Here is a 22,215-nt window from a genome sequence, read left to right as displayed (position 1 = left end):
GCCTAGTCGTACGCGCAGCGGTTTCGAAGGGGCTGCCGGACCGCAGGGAACGGTCCGGCGCGGCGCCCGCCTCAGTAACCGAGGCCCTTCTTGCTGTCGTAGATCTTCTGCGGATCGTCGGCGGCAGTATAGAGCTTGGAGTCGGTCTGGATCCACTTCGGCGGAACCGTGCCCTTGCCCTTGAAGGCCGCGATGGCATCGAGTGCCGGGCCCGCCATGTTCGGCGTCAGCTCGACCGTGGCATTGGCTTCGCCGGCGGCCATCGCCTTGAAGATATCCGGGACCGCGTCGATGGAGACGGTGAGGATTTCCTTGCCGGGCTTGAGGCCGGCTTCCTTCATCGCCTGGATGGCGCCGACCATCATGTCGTCGTTATGCGCGTAGACCGCGCAGATCGACTTGCCGCCGCCTTCGGCCTTGATGAAGCTCTCCATCACTTCCTTGCCCTTGGCGCGGGTGAAGTCGCCGGTCTGGCTGCGCACCACTTTCAGGTTCGCATGCTTGGCGATGGCGGTGTCAAAACCCTTCTTGCGGTTTGCGGCGACGCTGGCGCCGACCGTGCCCTGCAATTCGACGATGTTGCAGGCTTTAGCCCCGACGGTCTTGGCCAGCCAGTCCCCGGCGACCTCGCCTTCGTGCACGCTGTCGGAGGTCACGGCGGTGAGATAAAGATCCTTGCCGGAGGGATCGATGTCGCGGTCGAGCAGCACGACCGGAATCTTGGCCTCCTTGGCTTCCTTCAGCACCGAGTCCCAGCCGGTCGAGACGACCGGCGCGAGAAAGATCGCATCGACGTTCTGCGCGATGAAGGAGCGGATCGCCTTGATCTGGTTCTCCTGCTTCTGCTGCGCGTCGGCGATCTTGAGATTGACCTTGCGCTTGGCGGCCTCCTGCTTGGAGACCGACGTCTCGGCTGCGCGCCAGCCGGATTCCGATCCGATCTGCGAAAAGCCGATGGTGAGTTCGGCGGCGCTGGCCGGCAGCGCGAGGAGCAAGGCGGCCGTGGCGCTGGCCGCGAAGAGGGCTTTGAGGATCATCAGGCGTGTCTCCCAAATGTTATCCCGGGCGCCCCATTGGTAGCATGACACCCGACGACCGCCCTTTCCGGACGGTGAAGGCACTATTTCACGGAACATCGGTTCCGACTAGTCATATTATCTGACTATTGAACGGAAATGCAGGGCGGGCGGATGGGCGCTATCTACGACACACCCAAAGCGTTTTAGTTCCAGAAATGCAACGAAAAGATGAAGAAAATGATGCGGTAGTTGGGATGAGGGCACTCTCTGCGAGGACGGTCAAAGACGGACCCGCAACCTCTCTTCCCCATCATCGCGAGCGCAGCGAAGCAAACCAAAGCCTCTTCGCGGAGCGATCCTGGATTGCCTCGCTGCGCTCGCAATGAGGACGTAGAGCTCTGCGGATGTCGACCAAATCGACTCGCGAAGAAGCCCCCTCACCCCGCATCCGCCTTCGCTGAAGCTTCGGCGGACAAGCGCGGGGAGAGGTGAAAAGCTAGATCAGCTTCCGCTGCGCCAAATTCTTCATCAGCGCACCGATGCCGAAGGTCCAGGGCTCGCACTCGTCGCTGGTCCGCATGCGGTTGACGAGCTTGCCGAGCTGCGGCGCTGAGATCGTGACGATGTCGTCGCGCTTGTGGGTGAACCCCTGCCCCGGCGCGTCGCGATCCTTGACCGGCGCGAACATGGTACCGAGGAACAACACGAAACCATCTGGATATTGATGGACCTTGCCGATCGTCTGCTCGACGAGGTCCGTGGGATCGCGGCTGATCATGCTGATCGAGGAATGGCCGTCGAGAACGAAGCCGTCCGCGCCCTTCACGTTCAGGCTGATGTCGAGCTTGCGCACGTCGTCGAGGGTAAAGCTGTCGTCGAACAGGCGCAGCAACGGGCCGATCGCGCACGAGGCGTTGTTGTCCTTGGCCTTCGACAGCAAGAGCGCAGAGCGTCCCTCGAAGTCGCGGAGGTTCACGTCGTTGCCGAGCGCGCCGCCGACGATCTTGCCGCGGCTCGACACGAACAGGACCAATTCCGGCTCGGGGTTGTTCCAGGTCGACTTCGGATGCAGCCCGGCATCCATGCCGGTGCCGACCGAGGACAGTGTCGGGGCCTTGGTGAAGACCTCGGCGTCCGGACCGATGCCGACCTCGAGATACTGGCTCCAGGCATTCTGATCGATCAGCACCTGCTTCAGATGCATGGCCTGGTCCGAGCCAGGCTTGAGCTTCGACAGATCGTCACCGATCAGCCGCGTCACTTCTTTCCGGATCGCCTCGGCCGAGGCCGGATTGCCTTTCGCCCGCTCCTCGATCACGCGCTCCAACATCGAGATGGCGAAGGTGACGCCGGCCGCCTTCAATGTCTGGAGATCGACGGGCGCAAGCAGCCACGGCTTTTTCGGGTCGCGCCTATCGGGTGCCGTATTGGCCACGATGGCGTCGAGCTCGCCGATGCGCTCGCCCTTGGTCGCAGCAAGCGCCTTGGCCGGATTGTCCTCCTCGCAGAGCGCGCTGACGGTGGGGAATTTCGCGGTGACGTCGAACACGCCATCGCCGCGCACGGCGACCACGGCCGGGCCATTCGCCTGCGGCAGCCAGACGCGGCCGACCAGCGTCCCCTTCGTTCCATCCTCGGGGAGAAGGTCTTTAACCGTCAATGTCGTCATGGCCGGCGTCCTCGCTGTTTTTCGGACCGGCCGCGTTCACGGCAGCCGATCCCATTGGCGAAGACCAATAAACGTCTGGCTCCGGAAGTCCAGAGCGCCAGCGCGCCGCGCTTCTATGCCCCTGCCCGCGCCTTTCGGGCCGCGATCTGCTGCAGCGCCCAGCGCGCGTTCTTCCGGACATCGGGATCGGAATCGTCGGCGATGACGGCCAGGAACACCTCGCCGTCGGGATGGGCGATCTCGCCGAGCGCGGCAGCCGCCTCCTTGCGTAAATTGGCCTGGTCGTGATTGACGCAATTGCCGATCGAGCGCACCGCGCGCTCGATCTTCATCCTGCCGAGGCTGCGGATCGCCTTCAGCCGCACCTGCCAGAACTCGTCGGCAAGGCATGCAACCAATTGATCGGCGGCAATTGCGCCGTTGACGTTGAGACCGAGCGTCTCCGCCGCCATCTCGCGAACCATCCAGTCGGTGTCCTTCAGCGCGCGGGTAATCGTCTCCGCCGCCGGCTTCAGTTGGGAAAACGCCAGCGCACTCACCGCAGCGCGGCGCACATGGGCGTCGGGATCGTTGATCAGCGCGGTCAGCGCGGGGATCGATTCTTCCAGCTTGAGGAAGCCGATCACACCGATCGCCTGGACGCGGACGGCGGCATCCGTATCCTGGAGCGCTTCCAGCGCCGGCTTGAGCGTGTCCTTGCAGCGCAGCTCCTTCAGCGCGCGCAACGCGCCCATGCGAACGAAGGCGTGGGCGTGCTTCACCAGCGGCAGGATGACTTCGGCGCAGGCGGGATCCTTGAACTCGGCCATGCTGTCCGCCGCGGCCGATGCCACGATCCTTTCGGGATCGACCAGCAGCTTCACCAGCGCACTCGCCGCTTCCGGCCCGTCGAACTCGCCGAGCGCCATCGCGACCTGCTGGCGCACGCCGGCGTCGGGATCGGCGACCATGTTGGCGAGATGGACGACCGCAGCCGGATCGCCGGAATGGCCGAGCGCGATGATGGCGACGCGGCGCTCGGCGGGATCGGCGGCCTGAAGCCGCTCGTCGGCGTCTTCGAGGTCGTCGTAGGATTCGAACGGGCTCGACATGATCACCTCAACAGATAGGGAATGTTGACGGTGACGGCGCCAGTCGGACAATCGGCCTCGCAGGGCATGCAGTACCAGCACTCGTCATAGGCCATGTAGGCCTTGCCGGTCATGTCGCTGATACGGAGGACGTCGAGCGGGCAGACGTCGACGCACACGGTGCAGCCCTTGTCGGCGATGCATTTGGCGTCGTCGACGACCACCGGAACCGATGTCTGATAGGAAGCGAGAGGCATTGGATGTCTCCTGTTGCTATGTTCTGGTGGGTCAGGCCGAGGCGCGGATGCGCTGCTTGTCGTAGAGGTCCTTCTCGTCGTCGGCGATCGGCACGACATAGGGCTCCACGGCACGCTTCTCGCTGGTCATCTTGCCGTTCTGCTTGCTCAGCAGGGTGTGGCAGAACCAGTTTTCGTTGTCCTTCTCGGGAAAATCCGTGCGCCAGTGATAGAGGCCCCAGCGGCTTTCCTCGCGGTACAGCGAGGCATGCACCGCCATGTCGGCGCAGTCCATGATCGACTGCACTTCGAGCGCGCGGAGCAATTCGTGTGCGTTGCGCGCGATCATGTGCTCCTGCATGTCCTCGCGCGTCTCTGCGAGACGGCGCATCCCGAGCTCGTATTTGCGGGTGACCTTCGGCGGCTGGAGATAGTCGTTGACCAGGCGCCTTGTCTTGTACTCGACCTGGTTCGGCGGAATGCCGTCCTCGCGCCTGGTCGGTGCCAGCACGCGGTCGCGTTCCTTCGCCACATCCTGCGCATCGAACTCCGCAAAATCGTGATTGTCGGCAAACTCCATCGCATCGATGCCCGCGACCGAGCCGTTGGTGAAGGCGCCGAGCATGTAGTTGTGCGGCACGCTCGCCATGTCGCCGGCGGCGTAGAGGCCCGGCACGGTAGTGCGGGCATTGTCGTCGACGAACACACCCGAGGCGCTGTGGCCGGAGCAGAAGCCGATCTCGGAAATGTGCATCTCGATCGACTCGTTGCGGTAGTCGACGCCGCGCCCCTGCTGGAACAGGCCGCGCGTCGGCCGCTCCACCTTGTGCAGCGTCGATTCAATCTCGGAGATGGTGTCGGGATGCAGATGCTTGAGCTGGAGGAACACCGGACCCTTGCCGGACAAGAGCTCGTTATAGAACTCGAGCATCATCTGGCCGGACCAGTAGTCGCATTCGATGAAGCGCGATCCCTCGTTGTTGGCGGTGAAGGCACCGAACGGGCCGGCGACATAGGCGCAGGCCGGGCCGTTGTAATCCTTGATCAGAGGGTTGATCTGGTAGCATTCGAGGTTCGCGAGCGCGGCGCCGGCGTGATAGGCCATGGCATAGCCGTCGCCGGAATTGGCGGCGTTCTCGTAGGTGCCGAACATGTAGCCCGAGGTCGGCAGACCGAGCCGGCCGGCGGCGCCCATGCAGAGGATCACGGCCTTGGCCTTGATCACCAGAATCTCGGCGGTGCGGGTGTTGACGCTGATCGCGCCGGCAATGCGGCCGTCGGCGGATTTCAGAAGTCGCGTCGCCATGTAACGGTTCGAGATCAGGATGCGGGCGCGGCGGAGCTGGCGGTACAGCGCCTTCTTCACGGTCTCGCCGTTCGGCATCGGCAAGACATAGGTGCCGATATGGTGCACCTTCTTGACTGCGTAGTCGCCGTTCTCGTTCTTCAGGAAGCGGATGCCGAAACTGTCGAGCTCCTCGATGATGCTGTAGCAGTTTTGCGCGTATTTATAGACCGCCTTCTGGTCGACGATGCCGTCATTGGCGATGGTGATTTCCTTGGTGTACTGCTCAGGCGTCGCGTAACCGGGGATGACGGCATTGTTGAGCCCGTCCATGCCCATCGAGATCGCGCCGGAGCGCTTGACGTTGGCCTTTTCGAGCAGGACGACGTTGGCCTTCGGATTCTTCAGCTTCGCCTTCAGCGCCGCCATCGGGCCGGCCGTGCCGCCGCCGATGACGAGCACGTCGCAGGAAACCTCCGAAAGTCCGTCGACGATCTGATCTAGTGCCATCGCTTGCTCCTGGTTCGCCGGCAGGTCCGGCGCCTTTGCATCAGATTTGTTCAGGGGGCTTTCCGGCGATAGCAATTAGTTGTCGCCGGAGGCCGATTTGTCCTCAGCGCTCGACGAAAGCCTTCTCGATCACGAAGTGGCCGGGCCGGCTGTGATTGCCCTCGACAAAGCCGCGCGCGGAAAACATCGCGGGGAGTTCCTCGAGCATCGCCGGGCTACCGCACAGCATGATGCGGTCGGTCTCGATATCGAGGCCGGATTGCCCGATGTCGTCGAACATCTGGTTCGAAGCGATCAGGTCGGTGATGCGGCCGCGGTTCCTGAACGGCTCGCGGGTGACCGTGGGATAGTAGACGAGCTTGTCACGGATCAGCGGCCCGAAGAATTCGTGATTGCGCAAGCCATCCACCAGGTGCTCGCCATAGGCAAGCTCGGAGACCTGGCGACAGCCATGGGCAAGCACGATGGTCTCGTAATTCTCGTAGACGTCGGGGTCCTTGATCAGGCTGGCGAAGGGCGCAAGGCCGGTGCCGGTCGAGAGCAGCAAGAGACGCTTGCCGGGAATGAGATTGCCGGTGATCAGCGTGCCCGTGGCCTTGCGGCCGACCAGGATGATATCGCCTTCCCTGATCTTCTGAAGGCGCGAGGTCAGCGGCCCGTCCTGGACCTTGATCGAGAAGAACTCGAGCGCCTCCTCGTGATTGGCGCTCGCCATGCTGTAGGCCCGCATCAAGGGCTTGCCCTCGACCTCCAGCCCGATCATGGCGAACTGCCCGTTCTGGAAGCGGAAGCCGGGATCGCGCGTCGCGGTGAAGCTGAACAGCGAGTCGGTCCAATGTCTGACCGACAAAACCGTTTCCTTCTGAAATGCGCTCATCCGTCGTCTCTCCTTGTCGCGATGGCGCACAAGGTTTCGGAGAGACGGGACTCCGGCAACGCAGAACTGAAATTTCCGGTCGATTAGTTTCACATTTCGCGGGCGATGACCGAAGAGGAAGCAGTAAAGGTCGGGCGACCTGCCTCGCCGCGCCTCCGCGCCGGCAATTAGTTGCTATTCGCGCCGGCCAGCGACAACGTAGAAGAGAGGTCGGAGATACGTCATGACCATGACCTTGGTGGCACCGACCGTGGCCGACTATGAAGCAAGCGCTGATCTCGCGACGCTCCTCGTCCGCACAACCGAGGGCGATGCACTCAGCCTGCCCGCCGAGCAGCTCCGCCTCTCCTGCAAATGCGCCCACTGCACCCGCGCCCGCTTCGACGGCCGCTTCCCCGATCGGTTTCCCGGCATCGCGATCACCGAGATCGGCGATCTCGGTTACGGTCTGAACATCTCGTTTTCGGATGGGCACGACCGGGGGATCTATCCCAAGCCATATCTGCTGAGCCTGGCGGGGCGGTAGGTCCAAACCACGTCACCAACTCCGCAGGCATTCCCTGCGACCCGGCTACGCCAAGGCTTCGCCGGGGCTGAAGTCCAGGGGCGCCGAAGCTCCAGCATAGTCTGCAAGCGGGGAATCCGGTACGCCGCAGCTTCTCCGTATCCCATTGCAATCCCTGGAATACTGGATCGTCCGCCTTCGCGGGCGATGACAGTGGAGTGATTGGCACGGACATTGCTCGTCTTTAGAACGATTTGAACGTTCCGGAGGCAGATGATGTTGCAGGCGGCCAATGTGGTTCGCGGGACGGTTCCCGCAACGGTCCGGCCTGCCGGCAGCTCCTCGCTGTTGCTCACCGAAAACCAGCAATGGATCGGTGGACCGCCGGCGCTGATGGACAAGCTCACTCAGCGCGAGCGGGAGCTGGTGCTGAAGCAGGGCCGCCGCAAGGTGCTCAACCGCGGCCAGACGCTGTTCAGCCAAGGCGGCAGGCATGACGGTATCTGGCTGATCGAGAGCGGCCGTATCCGGGTGTTCTACACCTCCCCGCTCGGCCGCGAGATCACGCTGGCCTACTGGCATGTCGGCAATTTCGTCGGTGGGCCCGAGGTATTCGAAGGCACCGTACACCAATGGTCCGGCGTTGCATCCAGCAATTGCAGCGTCGTGCACCTGCCCGGAAAAGAGCTGCGGGCGCTTGCCGTGGATATCCCGAATCTGGCCATCGGCCTGATCGAAGGGCTTACTTTCAAGGGCAAGTGCTATTCGGCGCTGGCCCAGATGCTGGGAACACGCTCGATCACGCAGCGCCTCGCACATCTGCTTCTGCATCTGGTCGACCTCTACGGCGTCGAGGACGCCGACGGCCGGGTGATCGCGGCGGCCTTCACCCATGCCGACATCGCTCACATGGTCGGCGCGACCCGGCAATGGGTCACGATCAGCCTGAAGCGCATGCAGGAAAAGGGAATCGTCGTGACCAAGCGGTCGCAGATCGTGGTCTGCCGGACCGACGTGCTCGAGGAGATGCGCGGCCAGGCGGCCGATTAAAGCGGCCGCGATCAGGGTCGATGCACAGGCAAGCGGCTTTATAGTGCAGGACTGCCCAAGGAGTATGCAATCAGCTTTTCCCGGCAACTAATCGACTGCGGCGGACATTCCGGATTTGCCCTGCTCTCGCCCTCACCCAATCATGGCAACCACAGCACATCCAACCGAATGAGGATGAGAATGGTCCGCCATCTTCCCACGCTCTCGATCGCGATGTCGGTGACGTCGCTGGCGCTTCTTCTCGCGCCGCCGGCCTCGGCGGAAACCGTCACGCTCGGCATCGGAATACAGGACACGACGACGAACACGGTCACGGCCGGCGCCGTCATCCGCCAATTGCATCTCCTCGAAAAATACCTGCCGAAAGACGGCAAATACGCCAACATCAAATTCGAGATCGAATGGCAGAATTTCACCTCCGGCCCGCCCGTCACCAACGCGATGATGGCGAACAAGCTGCAGATCGGCATGATGGGCGACTACCCGCTGATCGTGAACGGCTTCACCTTCGACAGCAATCCCGAGAGCAAGAGCCGGCTGATCGGCATCGCCGCCTACAGCCTGTCCGGCTCCGGCAACGGCATCGTCGTTCACAAGGATTCGCCCTACTACGATCTCGCCGACCTCAAGGGCAAGCTCGTCAGCGTACCGTTCGGCTCCGCCGCGCACGGCATGGTGCTCAAAGCGATGCAGGACCGCGGCTACGGGTCGGATTTCTTCCAGCTCGTCAGCCAGAGCCCGGAGGTCGGCTCGACCAACCTCCAGGAGAAGAAGATCGACGCGCATGCCGACTTCGTCCCCTTCGCCGAGCTGCTGCCGTTCCGGGGCTTTGCGCGAAAGATCTTCGACGGTGTCGAGACCAATTTGCCGACCTTTCACGGCATCGTGGCCCGTACGGACTTCGCCGAGAAATATCCTGAAGTCGTCGTCGCCTACTTCAAGGCGCTGATCGCCGCCAATCAGTGGCTGCGCGACGATCCCAAGCTCGCCGCCGAGAAAATCCAGGAATGGACCGGCATCAACAAGGAGGTCGTCTACATCTTCTTAGGTCCCGGCGGCAACATGACCACGGATCCCACGATCAAGCCGGCGCTGATCGACGCCGCCACGGCCGACGTCAAGGTGCTGCAAAACCTCGGCCGCATGAAGGAGTTCGATCCGAAAAAATGGGTCGACGACAGCTACATCCGCAAGGCCTTTGCCGAGATGAAGCTCGACTATGACGCACAGCTTGCGAGCACGAAGAACTATGAGATTTCCGGCGAGGATTCCTTCTGCAAGAAGCCGATCACCGATCCGCGCAAGGCCGGCGAGGTCTGGGTCGACGACGCCGGAATCCTGCCGTTCTCGTCGGCCGCCTGCACGCTCGGCGCCTATGCCGACTTCAAGGCCAAGGGCAAGAAGATCAATGTCGCCTACGTCTTCGACGGCACACGCGGCATCAAGCTGTTCGCCAACCAGGCGTTCTTTGCGGTCGGAAATGGCGAGGTCGCCCCGTTCCTGCTCAAGAAGGACGCCGAAGCCTACGCCGCCAAGATCAGCGGCAAGGTGCTGGGCTTCGACGACGCGGTGAAGGCGGCGGTCGGCGGAGGCAAGACGTGAGCAGTCCCGCCCTCCTCAGACAAACCGAGGACAGCATGTCGGCAAGTGCAATCGCGGAAACGACCTCCGTGCCCGCCACCACTCCACCCGTGGCACCGCCCTCCTTCAGCACGCTCGCGCTGCGCTGGTACCGGCTCAACCGGGACGGGCTGCGCGCGATCGCGATCGGCATCGTCTCGCTCGCCGCCTTCCTGCTGGTCTGGCACCTGCTCACGACCTACCGCGTCGTGTTCTTCGTGCGTTTTACCAACGTGCCCTCGCCGCTCGCGGTCTATGCGAGCTTCACCAAGGCGATCCACGATCCCAAATTCCTGATGCACATCGTGCTGAGCTGCCGGCGCATCTTCATCGGCTTCTCCCTCGCGGCGATCGTCGGCGTACCGCTCGGCCTGATCATGGGACGCTTCAAGCTGGCGCATGAGATCATCTTCCCCGTTGCGGAGGTGCTGCGGCCGATCCCTGCGATCGCCTGGGTGCCGATGGCGATCATGCTGTGGCCGACCAACGAGCAGAGCATCGTCTACATCACGTTCCTCGGCTCGTTCTTCCCGATCCTGGTCAACACGCTGCACGGCATGTCGCTCGTCGACCCGGTGCTGGTGCGCGCGGCGCAATGTCTCGGCGCACGCGAACGCTCGATCTTCCGCGAGGTGTATTTTCCGGCGTCGCTCCCGCACATCTTCACCGGCCTGACCGTCGGCATGGGCGTGGCCTGGGTGTCGCTGATCGCCGCCGAGATGATCTCGGGGCAGTACGGCATCGGCTATTTCACGTGGGAGGCCTATTCGCTGGTCCAGTACGCCGACATCGCGCTCGGCATGATCGCGATCGGCGTGCTCGGCCTCGGATCGAGCATGTTGATCCGGGGCGCCGGACGATTGGTGATGCCGTGGAGGCTGAAATGAACGAAATCCCGACCAAAGCACCGCAGGGTCATATCGAGGTCAGAAACTTCTCGCTCAGCTACGAGAGCATCGAGGGACCGGTCGAGGCCGTCACCGATACGCAGATTCACGTGAAGCCCGGCGAGTTCGTCTCGATCGTCGGCCCGTCCGGCTGCGGAAAGTCGACGCTGCTCAACGCGGTCGCGGGCTTCCTCAAGCCGACCACCGGCGTGGTCACCGTCGACGGTGAGCGCGTGAACGGCCCCAGCGCCGAGCGCGGCATGGTGTTCCAGCAATATTCGCTGTTTCCCTGGAAGACCGTGCGGGAGAACGTCGAGTTCGGCCTGAAGATGCGCGGCATGGCGCGCTCGCAGCGCGAGCGCGCCGCCCGCACGCTGCTCGGGCTCGCGGGTCTCGAGGCCTTCGAGAAGCATTATCCGGAAAAGCTCTCCGGCGGCATGAAGCAGCGCGTCGGCATCGTCCGCGCGCTCGCGACGGGGCCGAAAGTGCTGCTGCTGGACGAGCCCTTCGGCGCGCTCGACGCGCAGACCCGCGTCATCATGCAGCAGATCCTCACCAACATGTGGCAGCGCCTGAAGATCTCGGTGCTGTTCGTCACCCACGACATCGACGAGGCGATCTTCCTGTCCGACCGCGTCTACTGCATGACCGCACGTCCGGGCTCGATCAAGGCGGAAATCCCGATCCCGCTGGAGCGGCCGCGGCAGCAATCGATGATGATGTCCTCGGAATTCCTGGCGCTCCGCCGCGGGCTGATGTCGCTGATCCGCGAGGAAAGCCTGAAGGCGATGGGCGGTGAGATCAGCGACATGGGCCTGCAGGGGCTCAACATCGAGCTGCACGGGCATTCGCTCGCGGATGTGATCTGATTCATCTCGACGCTTGCACGCTGCCTTCCCGTCTCGCCGCTACGCGGCGAGCCACTCTCTCCCACAAGAGGAGCGGGTGCACTGCCATCGCCGCGCGATTATTCTCACTTGAACCAATGCACCAGCGCGATGCTGATGCCGAGCAGCAGCATCAGCGACAGCGTCACGGCCGCCGTCACCCTGCCCCCGACATTGGCCAGCACGCGGACGTCGACACCCAAGCCCAGCGCCGCCATCGACACCACCGTGAGGAAGCTCGTGATCTTCGTCACCGGCCCGACCACGGTGCCCGGCACGATCTCCAGCGAGCGCAACGTCGCGAGCGCGAGGAAGCCGAGGATGAACCAGGGGACGAGGCGGAAGAAGCCGACATTGGTCTTCTTGGCGCCGCTCTGCCAGCGCGAGGCGGCGAGCGACAGGCCGACGACGACCGGCCCCAGCATCAGCACCCGCATCAGTTTCACGAGCGTACCGATCTGCGTCGAGACCAGCCCCGCCGGCACCGTCGCCGCCAGCACCTGCGGCACGGCATAGACGGTGAGGCCCGCGAGGATGCCGTATTGCGTGGCCGTGAGGTGCAGCAGCGGAATCAGCAGCGGCAGGCCCAGCACCATCATCACGCCGAGAATGGCGGTGAAGGAGATCGACGATGCGATCTCGTCGTTGTTGGCGCCGATGATCGGCGCCACAGCCGCGATCGCGGAATTGCCGCAGATCGAATTGCCGCAGGCGATCAGGATCGACAGCCGCGTCGACAGGCCGAGTACGCGGCCGATGCCGAAGGAGACGGAGAGCGCGATCACCACGACGGCCGCGATCGACAGGAGGAGCGCGACGCCGGAGGCCGCGATGGCGGCAAAGCTGATGGAGGCCCCGAGCAGCATGACCGCGACTTCGAGCAGCTGCTTGGCACTGAAGGCGATGCCCGCCTGCCAGCGCGGCGCGGGCTTCCAGAAGCTGCGCAGCGCCATGCCGAGCAGAATCGCCATCACCAGCGCCTCGACATAGGGATGCTCGAACACGCCCAGTTCGGCCCGCTCGAGCAGGGCCGAGATGCCGGCCACGGCAATGCAGAGAAGGATGCCGGGAATCAGCGCGACAATGCGGCTTACGGCAGTGGCCGGCTTGGCGTCGGCCGGGCTGGATGCTTGATTCTGCGACACAAATCTCTCCCAGAAGAGAAAGATTTATACGCAGCGACGCTCGATTGGGAAATAAGTTTTCGACATATCAGGGTCGAGGGAAGTTCTGTCCCCAGCCCGGAATAAACGGGATCAGAAGATCAAGCTCTTGGCGAGCGAAGCGACGCGGCTGAAGCCGTCATAGACACCGGGCTCGAAGAAGGCTGCACGCGCGAGCACGATGCCCGCCACCAGCGACCAGAACAGGCCCGTGCCGGCACGCAGCAGGAGCTTCGACGCACGCGACCGCGGCTGGGTGTCCGTTGCGGACACCAGCTGCTCGCCGAAGGGCTCAAATCCAGTGCGTTCCATGGCAGTCGATCCATCAATTTCTGACAGGAATGTCGTTGTTTCGGCCCAAAACAGCAATGGAAGCGATTGGCGTTTTTACCCCGGGGAAGGGAAACTCCTTCCGCAGGAAGGTCCTGCGGCAATGGTTTTCTTCTTCAACCCTATTTGGGCACCGGGAGCTCCCCGGCTAAAGTGCCAGGTAGCGGCGGCGGATGGCGTCATTGGCCTTCAGCTCGTCGATACCGGCGGCATAGACGATCTGGCCCTTGTCGATGACCGTGGCATGGCTCGCAAGCCCCAGGCAGAAATGCATGTTCTGCTCGGCGATCAGCACGGTCGAACCGAGCTGGCGAAGCTGCCGCAGCAGCTCGCCGATCCGCTGCACGATGATGGGCGCGAGGCCCTCGCTCGGCTCGTCGAGCAGCAGCAGCGCCGGATTGCCCATCAGCGTGCGCGCGATCGCGAGCATCTGCTGCTCGCCGCCCGACAGGCGTCCGGCGATGCGTTGGCGCAGCGGCTCCAGCAGCGGGAAGACTTCATAGATGCGCTTGATCGGCCATTCGTCCTGGCCTTCCGGGCCCTTTTTACGACCGATGACGAGATTGTCCTCGACGGTGTGCTCCGGGAAGATCTGGCGGTCCTCCGGGACGAAGCCGAGACCGGCGCGCGCGATGTGGTGCGGCTTCTGGCCGGAGATCACCGCACCGCGCAGGCTGACCCTGCCCCGCCGCGGCGGCGCCAGGCCCATGATCGCTTTCATCGTCGTCGATTTGCCGGCGCCGTTGCGCCCGAGCAGCGCCATGGTTTCGCCCTTCCGCACGGAGAGAGCGACGCCGAACAGGATCTGACTGGTGCCATAATAGACGTCGAGATCGGCGACTTCGATGACTACGGCACTCATGCGGCGGCTCCCGCATGTTCAGTGCCGAGATAGGCCTCGATCACCGCGCTGTCGTTGCGGATCTCGTCGGGCGTGCCGATCGCGAGAATGCGGCCGTAACAGAGCACGACGATCTTCGGCGCGATCTTGAACACGATGTCCATGTCGTGCTCGATGAAGACGACGGTGATCTTTTGCGTCTCCCAGAGCTCGCGCACCTTGTCGATCATGCGCCAGCGTTCTTCCGGACCCATGCCCGCGGTCGGCTCGTCCAGCAGCAGCACTTTCGGTTCGAGCACCAGTGCCAGCGCGATGTCGAGGAGCTTTTGATCGCCATGCGAGAGCGTCGCGGCGGTGCGATTGCGTTTTCCCGCGAGCCCAAGCAGCTCCATCACGTGCTCGGCGCGGTCGCGCGTCTCGGGCAACGGAAAGCGCCTGTGCAGCACCGCGGAGGAGCGCTGGTCGGCGCTGACGGCGGCGAGCATGGTCTCCTGCACCGTCAGCGATTTGAAGATGCTGGCGACCTGGAAGGCGCGGCCGATGCCATGGCGCACGATCTCAGGCGGCGAACGGCCGGCCAGATCGACGCCGTCGAGCAGCACCTGGCCGGAATCCGGCTTCAGCGCGCCGGTTATCAGGTTGAAGAAGGTGCTCTTGCCCGCACCGTTCGGGCCGATCACGGCCGTCAGCGAGCCGTCGGGGAAGTCCAGCGTGACGTCGTTGGTCGCCTTCACGCCACCAAAGGATTTTGCGAGGTTGCGGATTTCGAGCATGGCTAACGCCCCTCGCCCGCATCGCGCCGGTGCGCAAACCATTCGGCGACGAAATCCAGCAGACCCTTCCGCAAGCCGAGCGCAAAGAACAGGATGACCACGCCGAGCACGATGCCGTGGTATTCCGTGAAGCGCGTGACTGTGTCGTTGAGCAGCAGCAGCAATACCGTGCCGACCATCGGTCCGAGGAAGGTCGAGACGCCCCCGAGCATGTTGATGAAGATGCCCTCGCCCGAGATGGTCCAATAGGCGAACTCCGGATAGGCGCCGGAGACGAACAGCGCCATCACCATGCCGCCCATCGACGCGAACAGCGCCGCCAGCACGAACACGGTGAGCTTGGCGCGCCAAACGTCGATGCCGAGAAAGCTCGCGCGCGCGGCGTTGTCGCGGATCATGCGCAAGGTGTAGCCGAACGGCGATTGTGCGATCTGGCGCATCGCGAGCAGGCCGAGGATCAGCAGCGCACAGCTCGCGATGTAGAGATGGACGTGGTTGGACAGATCGATGCCGAGGAACCGCGGCCGCGCGATGCCACCGCGCAGGCCCTGGTCGCCGCCGGTAAAGGAGGCCCACGACAGGATCGTCGAGTGGATCAGCATCTGGAAGGCGAGCGTGACGAAGGCGAAATAGATCTCCTTCAGCCGCACGCAGATCGCACCGATGATCGCCGCAACCACTGCGGTGATTGCAAGCGTCGCAACGAAGGCGACCGGAATAGGCACGCCGAGCTTCTGCATGATCAGGCCGAAACTATAGGCGCCGAGCCCGAAGAACATGCCGTGCCCGAACGAGGTCAGGCCGGTGTAGCCGACCAGCAGATTGAGCGAGGTCGCGAACAGGCCGTAGGCGGAGCAGCGGATGACTAAATCGAGCAGCGCCTTGCTGCCCGTGAACAGTGGCAGGCTCGCCAGCACGGCGAAGGCGACCAGCGCGATCAGCACGTCGCGGTATCGCTGAAGTCCGGCGTCGCCGCGCACCGGCACCAGCGTCCGCGTACGTCCGGCCTCCAGCTCGGTCATGCCGCCTCCTTGCCGAACAGGCCGGTGGGCTTGGAGACCAGCACGATCACCATGAAGAGATACATCAGGCCTTCCGTGAACAGGGGAAAGCCGAGCGAGCCGAACGAACGGATCAGGCCGAGCAGCAGCGCGCCGACCAGCGCGCCCACGATCGAGCCCATGCCGCCGATCACGGTGACGATGAAGGATTCGATCAGCACCGAAAATCCCATGCCAGGGGTCAGCGACCGCACCGGCGCGGCGAGCGCCCCCGCCAGCCCCGCCAGCATCCCGCCGAGCGCGAACACGCCGCCATAGATCAGGCCGGTGTTGATGCCGAGCGCGGAAACCATGCCGGGATTGTGCGCGGCGGCGCGTATCACCTTGCCGATGCGACTGCGCGACAATCCGATGCCGAGTACGATGGCCGCGACGAGCGCGACGCCGATCAGCAACAGGTAATAAGGCGGCACCACCCCGCCGGCGATGAACAGCGGCATCACCTGGAACGCCGCCGGCATGCCCATCGACTTGAATTCCGGTCCCCAGATCAGCCGCACCACATCGTCGAAGATGAGCACGAAGGCGTAGCAGACCAGAAGCTGCATCAAGACGTCGGCGCCGTAGACGCGGCTCATGAAGACGCGCTCAAAGATCAGGCCGAGAACGGCGGTGCCGGCCGCACCCGCGAACATCGCCAGCGCAAAGCTGCCGGTGAGCTGATATGCCGTCATCGCAAAATAGGCGCCGAACATGTAGAAGGCGCCGTGACTGAAATTGACGATCTTGAGCACACCGAAGATCAGCGTCAGCCCGACCGCGACCAGGAACAGCAGCATGCCGATGATGAGGCCGCTGGTGGTTTGCGTCACCAGGCAGGCGGAGCTGGAGAGGCAACCGGCAAGCGCGTCGAGATCCACGGGAGCACTTTCATTGCGTCGCGCCGGATCCGGCGCGGAGAGCCAAACGAAGCAGGCGGAGACGGTCGGCCGTCTCCGCCTTGTGCGTGATCAGGTGTAGCCCTTGCTCTTCTTCCACTCGGCTTCGAGTTCGAAGATGGTCTTCCAGTCGCCGGCCTTGACCTCGGGCACGTACGGCTCCTGCGGGATCGTGGTGCCCCAGCCGATGGCGTAGCCGACCAGCGTATGGTCGTCGCCGCGCATCGTCACGGTACCGTCGGCGCCGAACGGGCACTTGATGGTGAGGCCGGCCAGCACCTCCGCGATCTTCTTGCCGTCGGTGGAATTCGCCTTCTTGGCGGCCTCGGCCAGGAACATCACGGCGGTGGCGTTCTGCCACGACCAGTTGGTCGGATATTCGTTGTACTTGGCCTTGTAGGCATCGCCCCAGGCGGCGTTCTCCGGCGTGGCCGGGAAGGTCTTGATGTAGCGATTGCCGGAGTGGATGCCCTTCGGCAGGTTCTTCACCACGGTGAGCGCGGTGTAGTCGGCCATGTTGACCGCGAACACCTCCATCTGGCCGAACATCGCGTAGATGTTGGCCTGGTCGATGTAGGAGGTGAGATCACCGCCCCACAGGCAGGAGTACAGCGCCTGCGGCTTGGCCTGCAAAATCTTGGTCACCACCTCGGTGTAGTCGGGCTGGAAAAGTTTTGGCCAGGACTCGCTGATGAGCTCGACGTCGGGCGCGAAGCGCTTCAAGTACAGCGTGAACTCGCCGGTGGTGTCGCGGCCATAGGCATAATCCGGCGAGCAGGTCGCCCATTTCTTCAGGCCCTTGGTCTTGGCGATCGCGGCCGCATAGCTGCCGCCGACGATCGAATCGTGAATGCCCTGCCTCACGCAGCGGAACGCATTCGGAATGTGCTGCTTCGGATCGGCAGTCAGCGAGGACGCTTCCGAGCAGGTATGGACACAGAGCACGCCGAGATCGCGCGCCACCTCGTGCACCGCGAACGATCCGGACGACGCCTCGCCGTCGATCAGCCATTCGCAGCCGTCGGTGTTGACGAGTTCGCGCGCGACACGCGCGGCTTCCTGCGGCTGGCCCTTGGAGTCGCGGATCACCATCTCGATCTGCCGGCCGGCAAGACCGCCGGCCGCATTGACCTTGTCGACCTCGAGCATCACCGCATTGCGCGACGACGTGCCGAGCTGCGCGACGCGGCCCGACAGAATCGTCGGCATGCCGATCTTGATGGTCTTGGCTTGCGCACGCGCCACCCACGGCGCGGCGACGCTGATTGCACCGGCGCCCATCAGCGCCAGTGACGAACGGCGGCTGATGCCCGGTGTGCGGGTTCTCGTCAATTTCCCCTCCCTCTGTCGGGTCGGCGTTTCCTGATCCCAGTCGGAGATCGTCGCGTCTCCGTGGCTCCAACAATTCCAGAGGTAGGGGGTGACGTCAAGACAAACATGAATTATGAGTCACTATTCAGACGGGAGGAAACGAGGCCGGCAATCGGCCCGAAACCGCAGCATGATCAACCTTTCGAGCTTCATCGCCTTCCATGCCCGGCGCTCGCCGGATCGGCCCGCGCTGAAATATCGCGGCCAGGAGATCTCCTACGCCGTTTTCGATGCGCGCATCCGGCAGGCGGCCGGCTGGCTCGCCGTACAGGGTATCGGCGCCGGTGACGTCGTTGCCGTGCTGATGAAGAACAGCGCGGCGTTTCTGGAGCTCGTCTTCGCGACCAGCCATCTCGGCGCGGTGCTTCTGCCGATCAACTTCCGCCTCTCCCGCGACGAGGTCGGCTACATCGCCGGCAATGCCGGCGCGCGGCTGTTGATCGTCGATGAAGAACTCGCGCCGAATGCAGCGGGCGCGAAGATCGTCGTACTCGATGAGGCCGCGCAACAGAGCCTCACGCGCCTCGTGGGCGATGTTTTGGCCGCGCCAATGCATGTCCGCGCTCCATCCGACCTGATGCGGCTGATGTACACCTCGGGCACCACCGACCGCCCCAAGGGCGTGATGCTCACCTACGATAATTTCTACTGGAAGTCCGCCGATCAGACTATTGCGCTGGGCTTGAGCGCGCAGACGCGCCTTCTCGTCGTCGGCCCGCTCTATCATGTCGGTGCGCTCGATTTGCCCGGCATCGCCGTGCTCTGGCATGGCGGGTTCATCCACATCGAACGCAATTTCGAGCCGGAGACCGCGCTCGCAGCGATCGCCGAGGACAAGCTCAACGCCGCGTGGTTCGCGCCTGTAATGACCACCGCGATGCTCACCTGCCCCACCCGCGACCGCTACGACGTCTCCAGCCTGGAATGGGCGATCGGCGGCGGCGAGAAGACGCCGGAGATACGTATTCGCGCGTTTTCCGAGTATTTCCGCAACGCGCGCTACATCGACGCCTATGGCCTCACCGAGACCGTCGGCGGCGACACCTTCATGGAGCCCGGCCGCGAGATCGAGAAGATCGGCTCGACCGGACGCGCCATCGCTCATGTCGAGATCGAGATCCAAGACGAGAACGGCAAGACCCTGCCTCCGAACGTCAACGGCGAGATCTGCCTGCGCGGCCCAAAGATCACGCGCGGCTATTGGCAGGATCCGGAGAAGACGGCCTCCGCCTTCTTCGGCGACTGGTTCCGCAGCGGCGACGTCGGCTATCTCGACGAGGAGGGCTTCCTGTATCTCACCGACCGCAAGAAGGACATGATCATCTCCGGCGGCGAGAACATCGCCTCCTCCGAGGTCGAGCGCGTCATCTACGAGCTATCAGGAGTGCGCGAGGTCGCGGTGATCGGCCTGCGTGATCCGCGCTGGGGCGAACGGCCGGTGGCTATCGTCGTGCTGGCCGAGGGCGCGAGCCTCGAGCTCCCTGCCCTCACCGAGCACTGCCGGGCGCGGCTGGCGAGCTTCAAGGTGCCCAAAGAGCTCATCATTCGCGACGGCCTGCCGCGCAATCCCTCAGGAAAGATTCTCAAGCGCGTGCTGCGCGCCGAACTGGAGACCGTGGCATGACGCAAGGCCCCGCCACCGCAAAAATCACAAAACTCAACCGGGTCGAGCGCAACGCCTGGACCAAGCAGAAGATCTTCGAGGCCGCGACGAAGGTCGTCGGCAAGCACGGCTATGCCGAGGCCTCGGTCGCCCGTATCACCGAGCAGGCCGGCGTCGCCCAAGGCACCTTCTACAATCATTTCGAGAACCGCCAGGAATTGCTCGACCAGCTGCTGCCCAAGATCGGCCTCGACATGGTCGAGTTCATCCGCGCCCGCACCGGCACGGCGGATGCGGCACGGCAGGAGATCGCGCGCTTTTCCGCCTTCTTCGACTTCATCCGCGAGGTGCCGGAGTTCTTGCGCATCCTCAACGAAGCCGAGTTCTTTGCGCCGGTCGGATACCAGAAGCATCTCGACAACATCTCGGTCGCCTATGTCCGCATTTTGCGGCGCGCACGGCATTCGGGCGCCATCGCGGATTACAGCGACGAGGAATTCGAAGCCATCGTCCACATGCTGATGGGATCGCGCGGTTATCTCAGCCGCCGCTACTCCTATTCGGAAGGCGGCGTCACCGCCGTGCCCGAGCACGTCATCTCCGCCTACCGCAAGCTGATGACGCGCGGCCTCTTTCGTGCATCCGGAGATCAGGACACGCCATGAACATCGAATCTCCGCACAAGCCGCTCGACCTCGCCTCGACCATCGCCGAGGGCGACATCCGCTGCCTTCTGATGGTGCTGGTGCACATGACCGGCGACGACAAATGGCTCGCGCCGCCGTATTTACCCAGACGCGACATCCGCCTCATTCCCGATCCCGAGGCCGGGGTGCCGAAGGAGGTCCAGGACGAAATTCGCGCAGCGGTCGTCGAGCTCTTTGCCGATGGTACGCCGAAGCCAGTCATTGCCGACCCCGGCGAGGAGCTGCTGCTCAAGATGATGCGTGCCTGCCTCGGCGAGAACGTCGCGCCGGAATATGCGCCCCTGATGCGCGAGGAGATGGGTTTTGTGCCGCGCGAGCCGCGCTGGACCAAGCGTCCCTCCGACGAGAAGCTTGCCGACCAGCATGTCCTGATCGTTGGTGCCGGCGTCTGCGCCATCGCGCTTGGCGTCGCGCTCGGCCATCTCGGCATCCCCTACACCATCGTCGAGAAGAACGACGAGCTCGGCGGCACCTGGTGGATCAACCGCTATCCCGGCTGTGGCGTCGACACGCCGAACCACTCCTATTCCTACTCTTTCGGCTCGGGGAATGCATGGACCCGCTATTTCTGCCAGCGCGAGGAACTGCTCGGCTACCTGCAGAAGGTCGCGGAGGAATACGGCATCCGCAAGCATCTGCGCGTCAACACCGAGCTGACATCATCGCGCTGGGACGAAGGCAGGCGGCGCTGGATCTCGACGCTCAAGACAAACAGTGGCGAGGAGACCTTCGAATCAACCGCGCTGGTCTCCGCGATCGGCCAGCTCAACGATCCCTCCCGCGCCCGCTTCAAGGGCGAGGACGAGTTCGAGGGAACGATCCTGCATTCGGCGCTGTGGTCCGACGATATCAACATTGACGGAAAGCACGTCGCCGTGATCGGCACCGGCGCGACGTCGATGCAGCTGGTGCCGGCGATTGCAGGCCGTGTCGCCTCGGTCACGGTCTATCAGCGCAGCGCGCAATGGGCGCGGCCGGTGAAGGGCTATGCCGATCCGATCAGCGACGGCGCGCGCTGGCTGCTCGCGCACCTGCCGTTCTATGTGCAGTGGTATCGCTTCAACATGTTCTGGCGCTACGGCGACGGGCTGTTGCCCTTCTTGCGCAAGGACCCGACCTGGCCGCATCCCGAGCGCGCCGTCAACAAGGGCAATGACCGGCATCGTCAGGAGCTGACCGATTTCATCCTGTTGGAGCTGAAAGACCGGCCCGATCTGATCGAAAAATGCGTCCCGACCTACCCGCCCTACGGCAAGCGCATCCTGCTCGACAACAACTGGTTCAAGACGTTGACGCGGCAGAATGTCGAGCTCGTCACCGACACCATCGATCATATTGACCGCGATGGCATCGTCACGGCCGACGGCAAGCACCGCCCCGCCGACATCATCGTGGTGGCGACCGGCTTCAAGGTCACGGAGATGGCGGCGCGTCTCAACATCAGCGGCCGTGACGGCAAGGATTTGCGCGACGCCTGGGTCAACGACAATCCAACCGCGTTCCTCGGCCTCACCGTGCCGGGCTTTCCAAATTTCTTCTGCATGCTGGGCCCCAACTCCGGGCCCGCCCATGGCGGCAGCGTCATCTTCCAGTCGGAATGCCAGAGCCGCTACATCTCCGCCTGCCTTGCCGACATGATCGAGCACGACGTCGCCGCCATCGACGTCCGCAGGGAGGTGCTCGACGACTACGTCCAGAAGGTCGATGCCGAGCACGAGGCCATGATCTGGACTCACCCCGGCATGAGCACCTACTATCGCAACAGCAGCGGCCGCGTGTTTTCGGCGATGCCCTGGCGGTTCGTGGATTACTGGCGCATGACGCATGATCCGGATCTGAGGCAGTACAGGCTGACGAAGGCGTAAGGAATCCG

The 22,215-nt window shown here is 63.7% G+C and carries 21 protein-coding genes; 8 read left to right on the top strand and 13 right to left on the bottom strand.

The window, feature by feature from the left end:
• Positions 1-71: 71 nt before the first annotated feature.
• From ytfQ to JQ572_RS10985, 6 genes are all read right to left on the bottom strand, one after another.
• Positions 72-1,037 carry a galactofuranose ABC transporter, galactofuranose-binding protein YtfQ gene (ytfQ, locus tag JQ572_RS11010; protein WP_211383023.1) on the bottom strand — a complete coding sequence of 322 codons (966 nt, stop codon included), beginning with the start codon at positions 1,035-1,037 and terminating at the stop codon, positions 72-74.
• 478 nt (positions 1,038-1,515) lie between these two features.
• Positions 1,516-2,688, bottom strand: coding sequence for a fumarylacetoacetate hydrolase family protein (locus JQ572_RS11005; protein ID WP_211383022.1), 1,173 nt, complete (start codon positions 2,686-2,688; stop codon positions 1,516-1,518).
• 113 nt (positions 2,689-2,801) lie between these two features.
• A complete protein-coding gene (locus JQ572_RS11000; protein WP_211383021.1) occupies positions 2,802-3,779 on the bottom strand; it encodes a HEAT repeat domain-containing protein in 978 nt (325 codons plus the stop codon).
• 2 nt (positions 3,780-3,781) lie between these two features.
• Positions 3,782-4,015: a 4Fe-4S dicluster domain-containing protein gene (locus tag JQ572_RS10995; protein ID WP_008141081.1), complete on the bottom strand. Its 234-nt coding sequence runs from the start codon at positions 4,013-4,015 to the stop codon at positions 3,782-3,784.
• A gap of 31 nt (positions 4,016-4,046) precedes the next feature.
• The gene (locus JQ572_RS10990; RefSeq protein ID WP_211383020.1) at positions 4,047-5,789 is read right to left on the bottom strand and encodes a fumarate reductase/succinate dehydrogenase flavoprotein subunit; all 1,743 of its coding nucleotides are present in this window, start codon (positions 5,787-5,789) and stop codon (positions 4,047-4,049) included.
• Between the two features lie 103 nt (positions 5,790-5,892).
• Complete coding sequence (locus tag JQ572_RS10985) at positions 5,893-6,666, bottom strand: ferredoxin--NADP reductase (RefSeq protein ID WP_211383019.1); 774 nt, start codon at positions 6,664-6,666, stop codon at positions 5,893-5,895.
• Positions 6,667-6,895: 229 nt separating this feature from the next.
• Between JQ572_RS10985 and JQ572_RS10980 the strand changes: the two genes are divergently transcribed.
• The 5 genes from JQ572_RS10980 (at position 6,896) to JQ572_RS10960 (ending at position 11,597) form a co-directional block, all read left to right on the top strand.
• The gene (locus tag JQ572_RS10980; protein ID WP_211383540.1) at positions 6,896-7,192 is read left to right on the top strand and encodes a gamma-butyrobetaine hydroxylase-like domain-containing protein; all 297 of its coding nucleotides are present in this window, start codon (positions 6,896-6,898) and stop codon (positions 7,190-7,192) included.
• A gap of 252 nt (positions 7,193-7,444) precedes the next feature.
• Positions 7,445-8,221, top strand: a complete 777-nt coding sequence (locus JQ572_RS10975; RefSeq protein WP_211383018.1) for a Crp/Fnr family transcriptional regulator — start codon at positions 7,445-7,447, stop codon at positions 8,219-8,221.
• Positions 8,222-8,401: 180 nt separating this feature from the next.
• Entirely contained in the window at positions 8,402-9,823 is a 1,422-nt protein-coding gene (locus tag JQ572_RS10970; protein WP_211383017.1) for an ABC transporter substrate-binding protein, read from the top strand.
• A 35-nt stretch (positions 9,824-9,858) separates the two neighbouring features.
• A complete protein-coding gene (locus JQ572_RS10965; protein ID WP_211383016.1) occupies positions 9,859-10,728 on the top strand; it encodes an ABC transporter permease in 870 nt (289 codons plus the stop codon).
• Positions 10,725-11,597, top strand: coding sequence for an ABC transporter ATP-binding protein (locus JQ572_RS10960; protein ID WP_211383015.1), 873 nt, complete (start codon positions 10,725-10,727; stop codon positions 11,595-11,597). Before JQ572_RS10965 ends, JQ572_RS10960 begins: the two co-directional genes overlap by 4 nt.
• 104 nt (positions 11,598-11,701) lie before the next feature.
• Here the strand turns inward: JQ572_RS10960 and JQ572_RS10955 are convergent, their stop codons facing one another.
• The 7 genes from JQ572_RS10955 to JQ572_RS10925 all read right to left on the bottom strand — a co-directional run bounded on the left by JQ572_RS10955 (position 11,702) and on the right by JQ572_RS10925 (position 17,993).
• Entirely contained in the window at positions 11,702-12,760 is a 1,059-nt protein-coding gene (locus JQ572_RS10955; RefSeq protein WP_211383014.1) for a YeiH family protein, read from the bottom strand.
• A gap of 111 nt (positions 12,761-12,871) precedes the next feature.
• On the bottom strand, positions 12,872-13,090 hold the full coding sequence (locus JQ572_RS10950) for a hypothetical protein (RefSeq protein WP_211383013.1): 219 nt from the start codon (positions 13,088-13,090) through the stop codon (positions 12,872-12,874).
• 166 nt (positions 13,091-13,256) lie between these two features.
• On the bottom strand, positions 13,257-13,970 hold the full coding sequence (locus JQ572_RS10945; protein ID WP_211383012.1) for an ABC transporter ATP-binding protein: 714 nt from the start codon (positions 13,968-13,970) through the stop codon (positions 13,257-13,259).
• Positions 13,967-14,722, bottom strand: coding sequence for an ABC transporter ATP-binding protein (locus JQ572_RS10940; RefSeq protein ID WP_211383011.1), 756 nt, complete (start codon positions 14,720-14,722; stop codon positions 13,967-13,969). The genes JQ572_RS10945 and JQ572_RS10940 overlap by 4 nt, the downstream gene beginning before the upstream one ends.
• Before the next feature lie 2 nt (positions 14,723-14,724).
• A complete protein-coding gene (locus JQ572_RS10935; protein WP_211383010.1) occupies positions 14,725-15,744 on the bottom strand; it encodes a branched-chain amino acid ABC transporter permease in 1,020 nt (339 codons plus the stop codon).
• Positions 15,741-16,643, bottom strand: a complete 903-nt coding sequence (locus JQ572_RS10930) for a branched-chain amino acid ABC transporter permease (RefSeq protein ID WP_211383009.1) — start codon at positions 16,641-16,643, stop codon at positions 15,741-15,743. The genes JQ572_RS10935 and JQ572_RS10930 overlap by 4 nt, the downstream gene beginning before the upstream one ends.
• Positions 16,644-16,733: 90 nt before the next feature.
• Positions 16,734-17,993 carry an ABC transporter substrate-binding protein gene (locus JQ572_RS10925; RefSeq protein WP_211383008.1) on the bottom strand — a complete coding sequence of 420 codons (1,260 nt, stop codon included), beginning with the start codon at positions 17,991-17,993 and terminating at the stop codon, positions 16,734-16,736.
• Positions 17,994-18,162: 169 nt separating this feature from the next.
• Between JQ572_RS10925 and JQ572_RS10920 the strand changes: the two genes are divergently transcribed.
• The 3 genes from JQ572_RS10920 to JQ572_RS10910 are packed head-to-tail and all read left to right on the top strand — an operon-like array spanning position 18,163 to position 22,207.
• Positions 18,163-19,656 carry an AMP-binding protein gene (locus JQ572_RS10920; RefSeq protein ID WP_211383007.1) on the top strand — a complete coding sequence of 498 codons (1,494 nt, stop codon included), beginning with the start codon at positions 18,163-18,165 and terminating at the stop codon, positions 19,654-19,656.
• The gene (locus tag JQ572_RS10915; RefSeq protein WP_211383006.1) at positions 19,653-20,300 is read left to right on the top strand and encodes a TetR/AcrR family transcriptional regulator; all 648 of its coding nucleotides are present in this window, start codon (positions 19,653-19,655) and stop codon (positions 20,298-20,300) included. Before JQ572_RS10920 ends, JQ572_RS10915 begins: the two co-directional genes overlap by 4 nt.
• Positions 20,297-22,207, top strand: coding sequence for a flavin-containing monooxygenase (locus tag JQ572_RS10910; RefSeq protein ID WP_211383005.1), 1,911 nt, complete (start codon positions 20,297-20,299; stop codon positions 22,205-22,207). The genes JQ572_RS10915 and JQ572_RS10910 overlap by 4 nt, the downstream gene beginning before the upstream one ends.
• Positions 22,208-22,215 lie beyond the last annotated feature (8 nt).

The sequence above is a fragment of the Bradyrhizobium sp. SZCCT0153 genome (assembly GCF_018129995.1).
Lineage (GTDB): Bacteria > Pseudomonadota > Alphaproteobacteria > Rhizobiales > Xanthobacteraceae > Bradyrhizobium > Bradyrhizobium japonicum_G.
The sequence above is the reverse complement of the archived record's forward strand: the minus strand, read 5'-3'. Positions and strand labels throughout refer to the sequence as shown.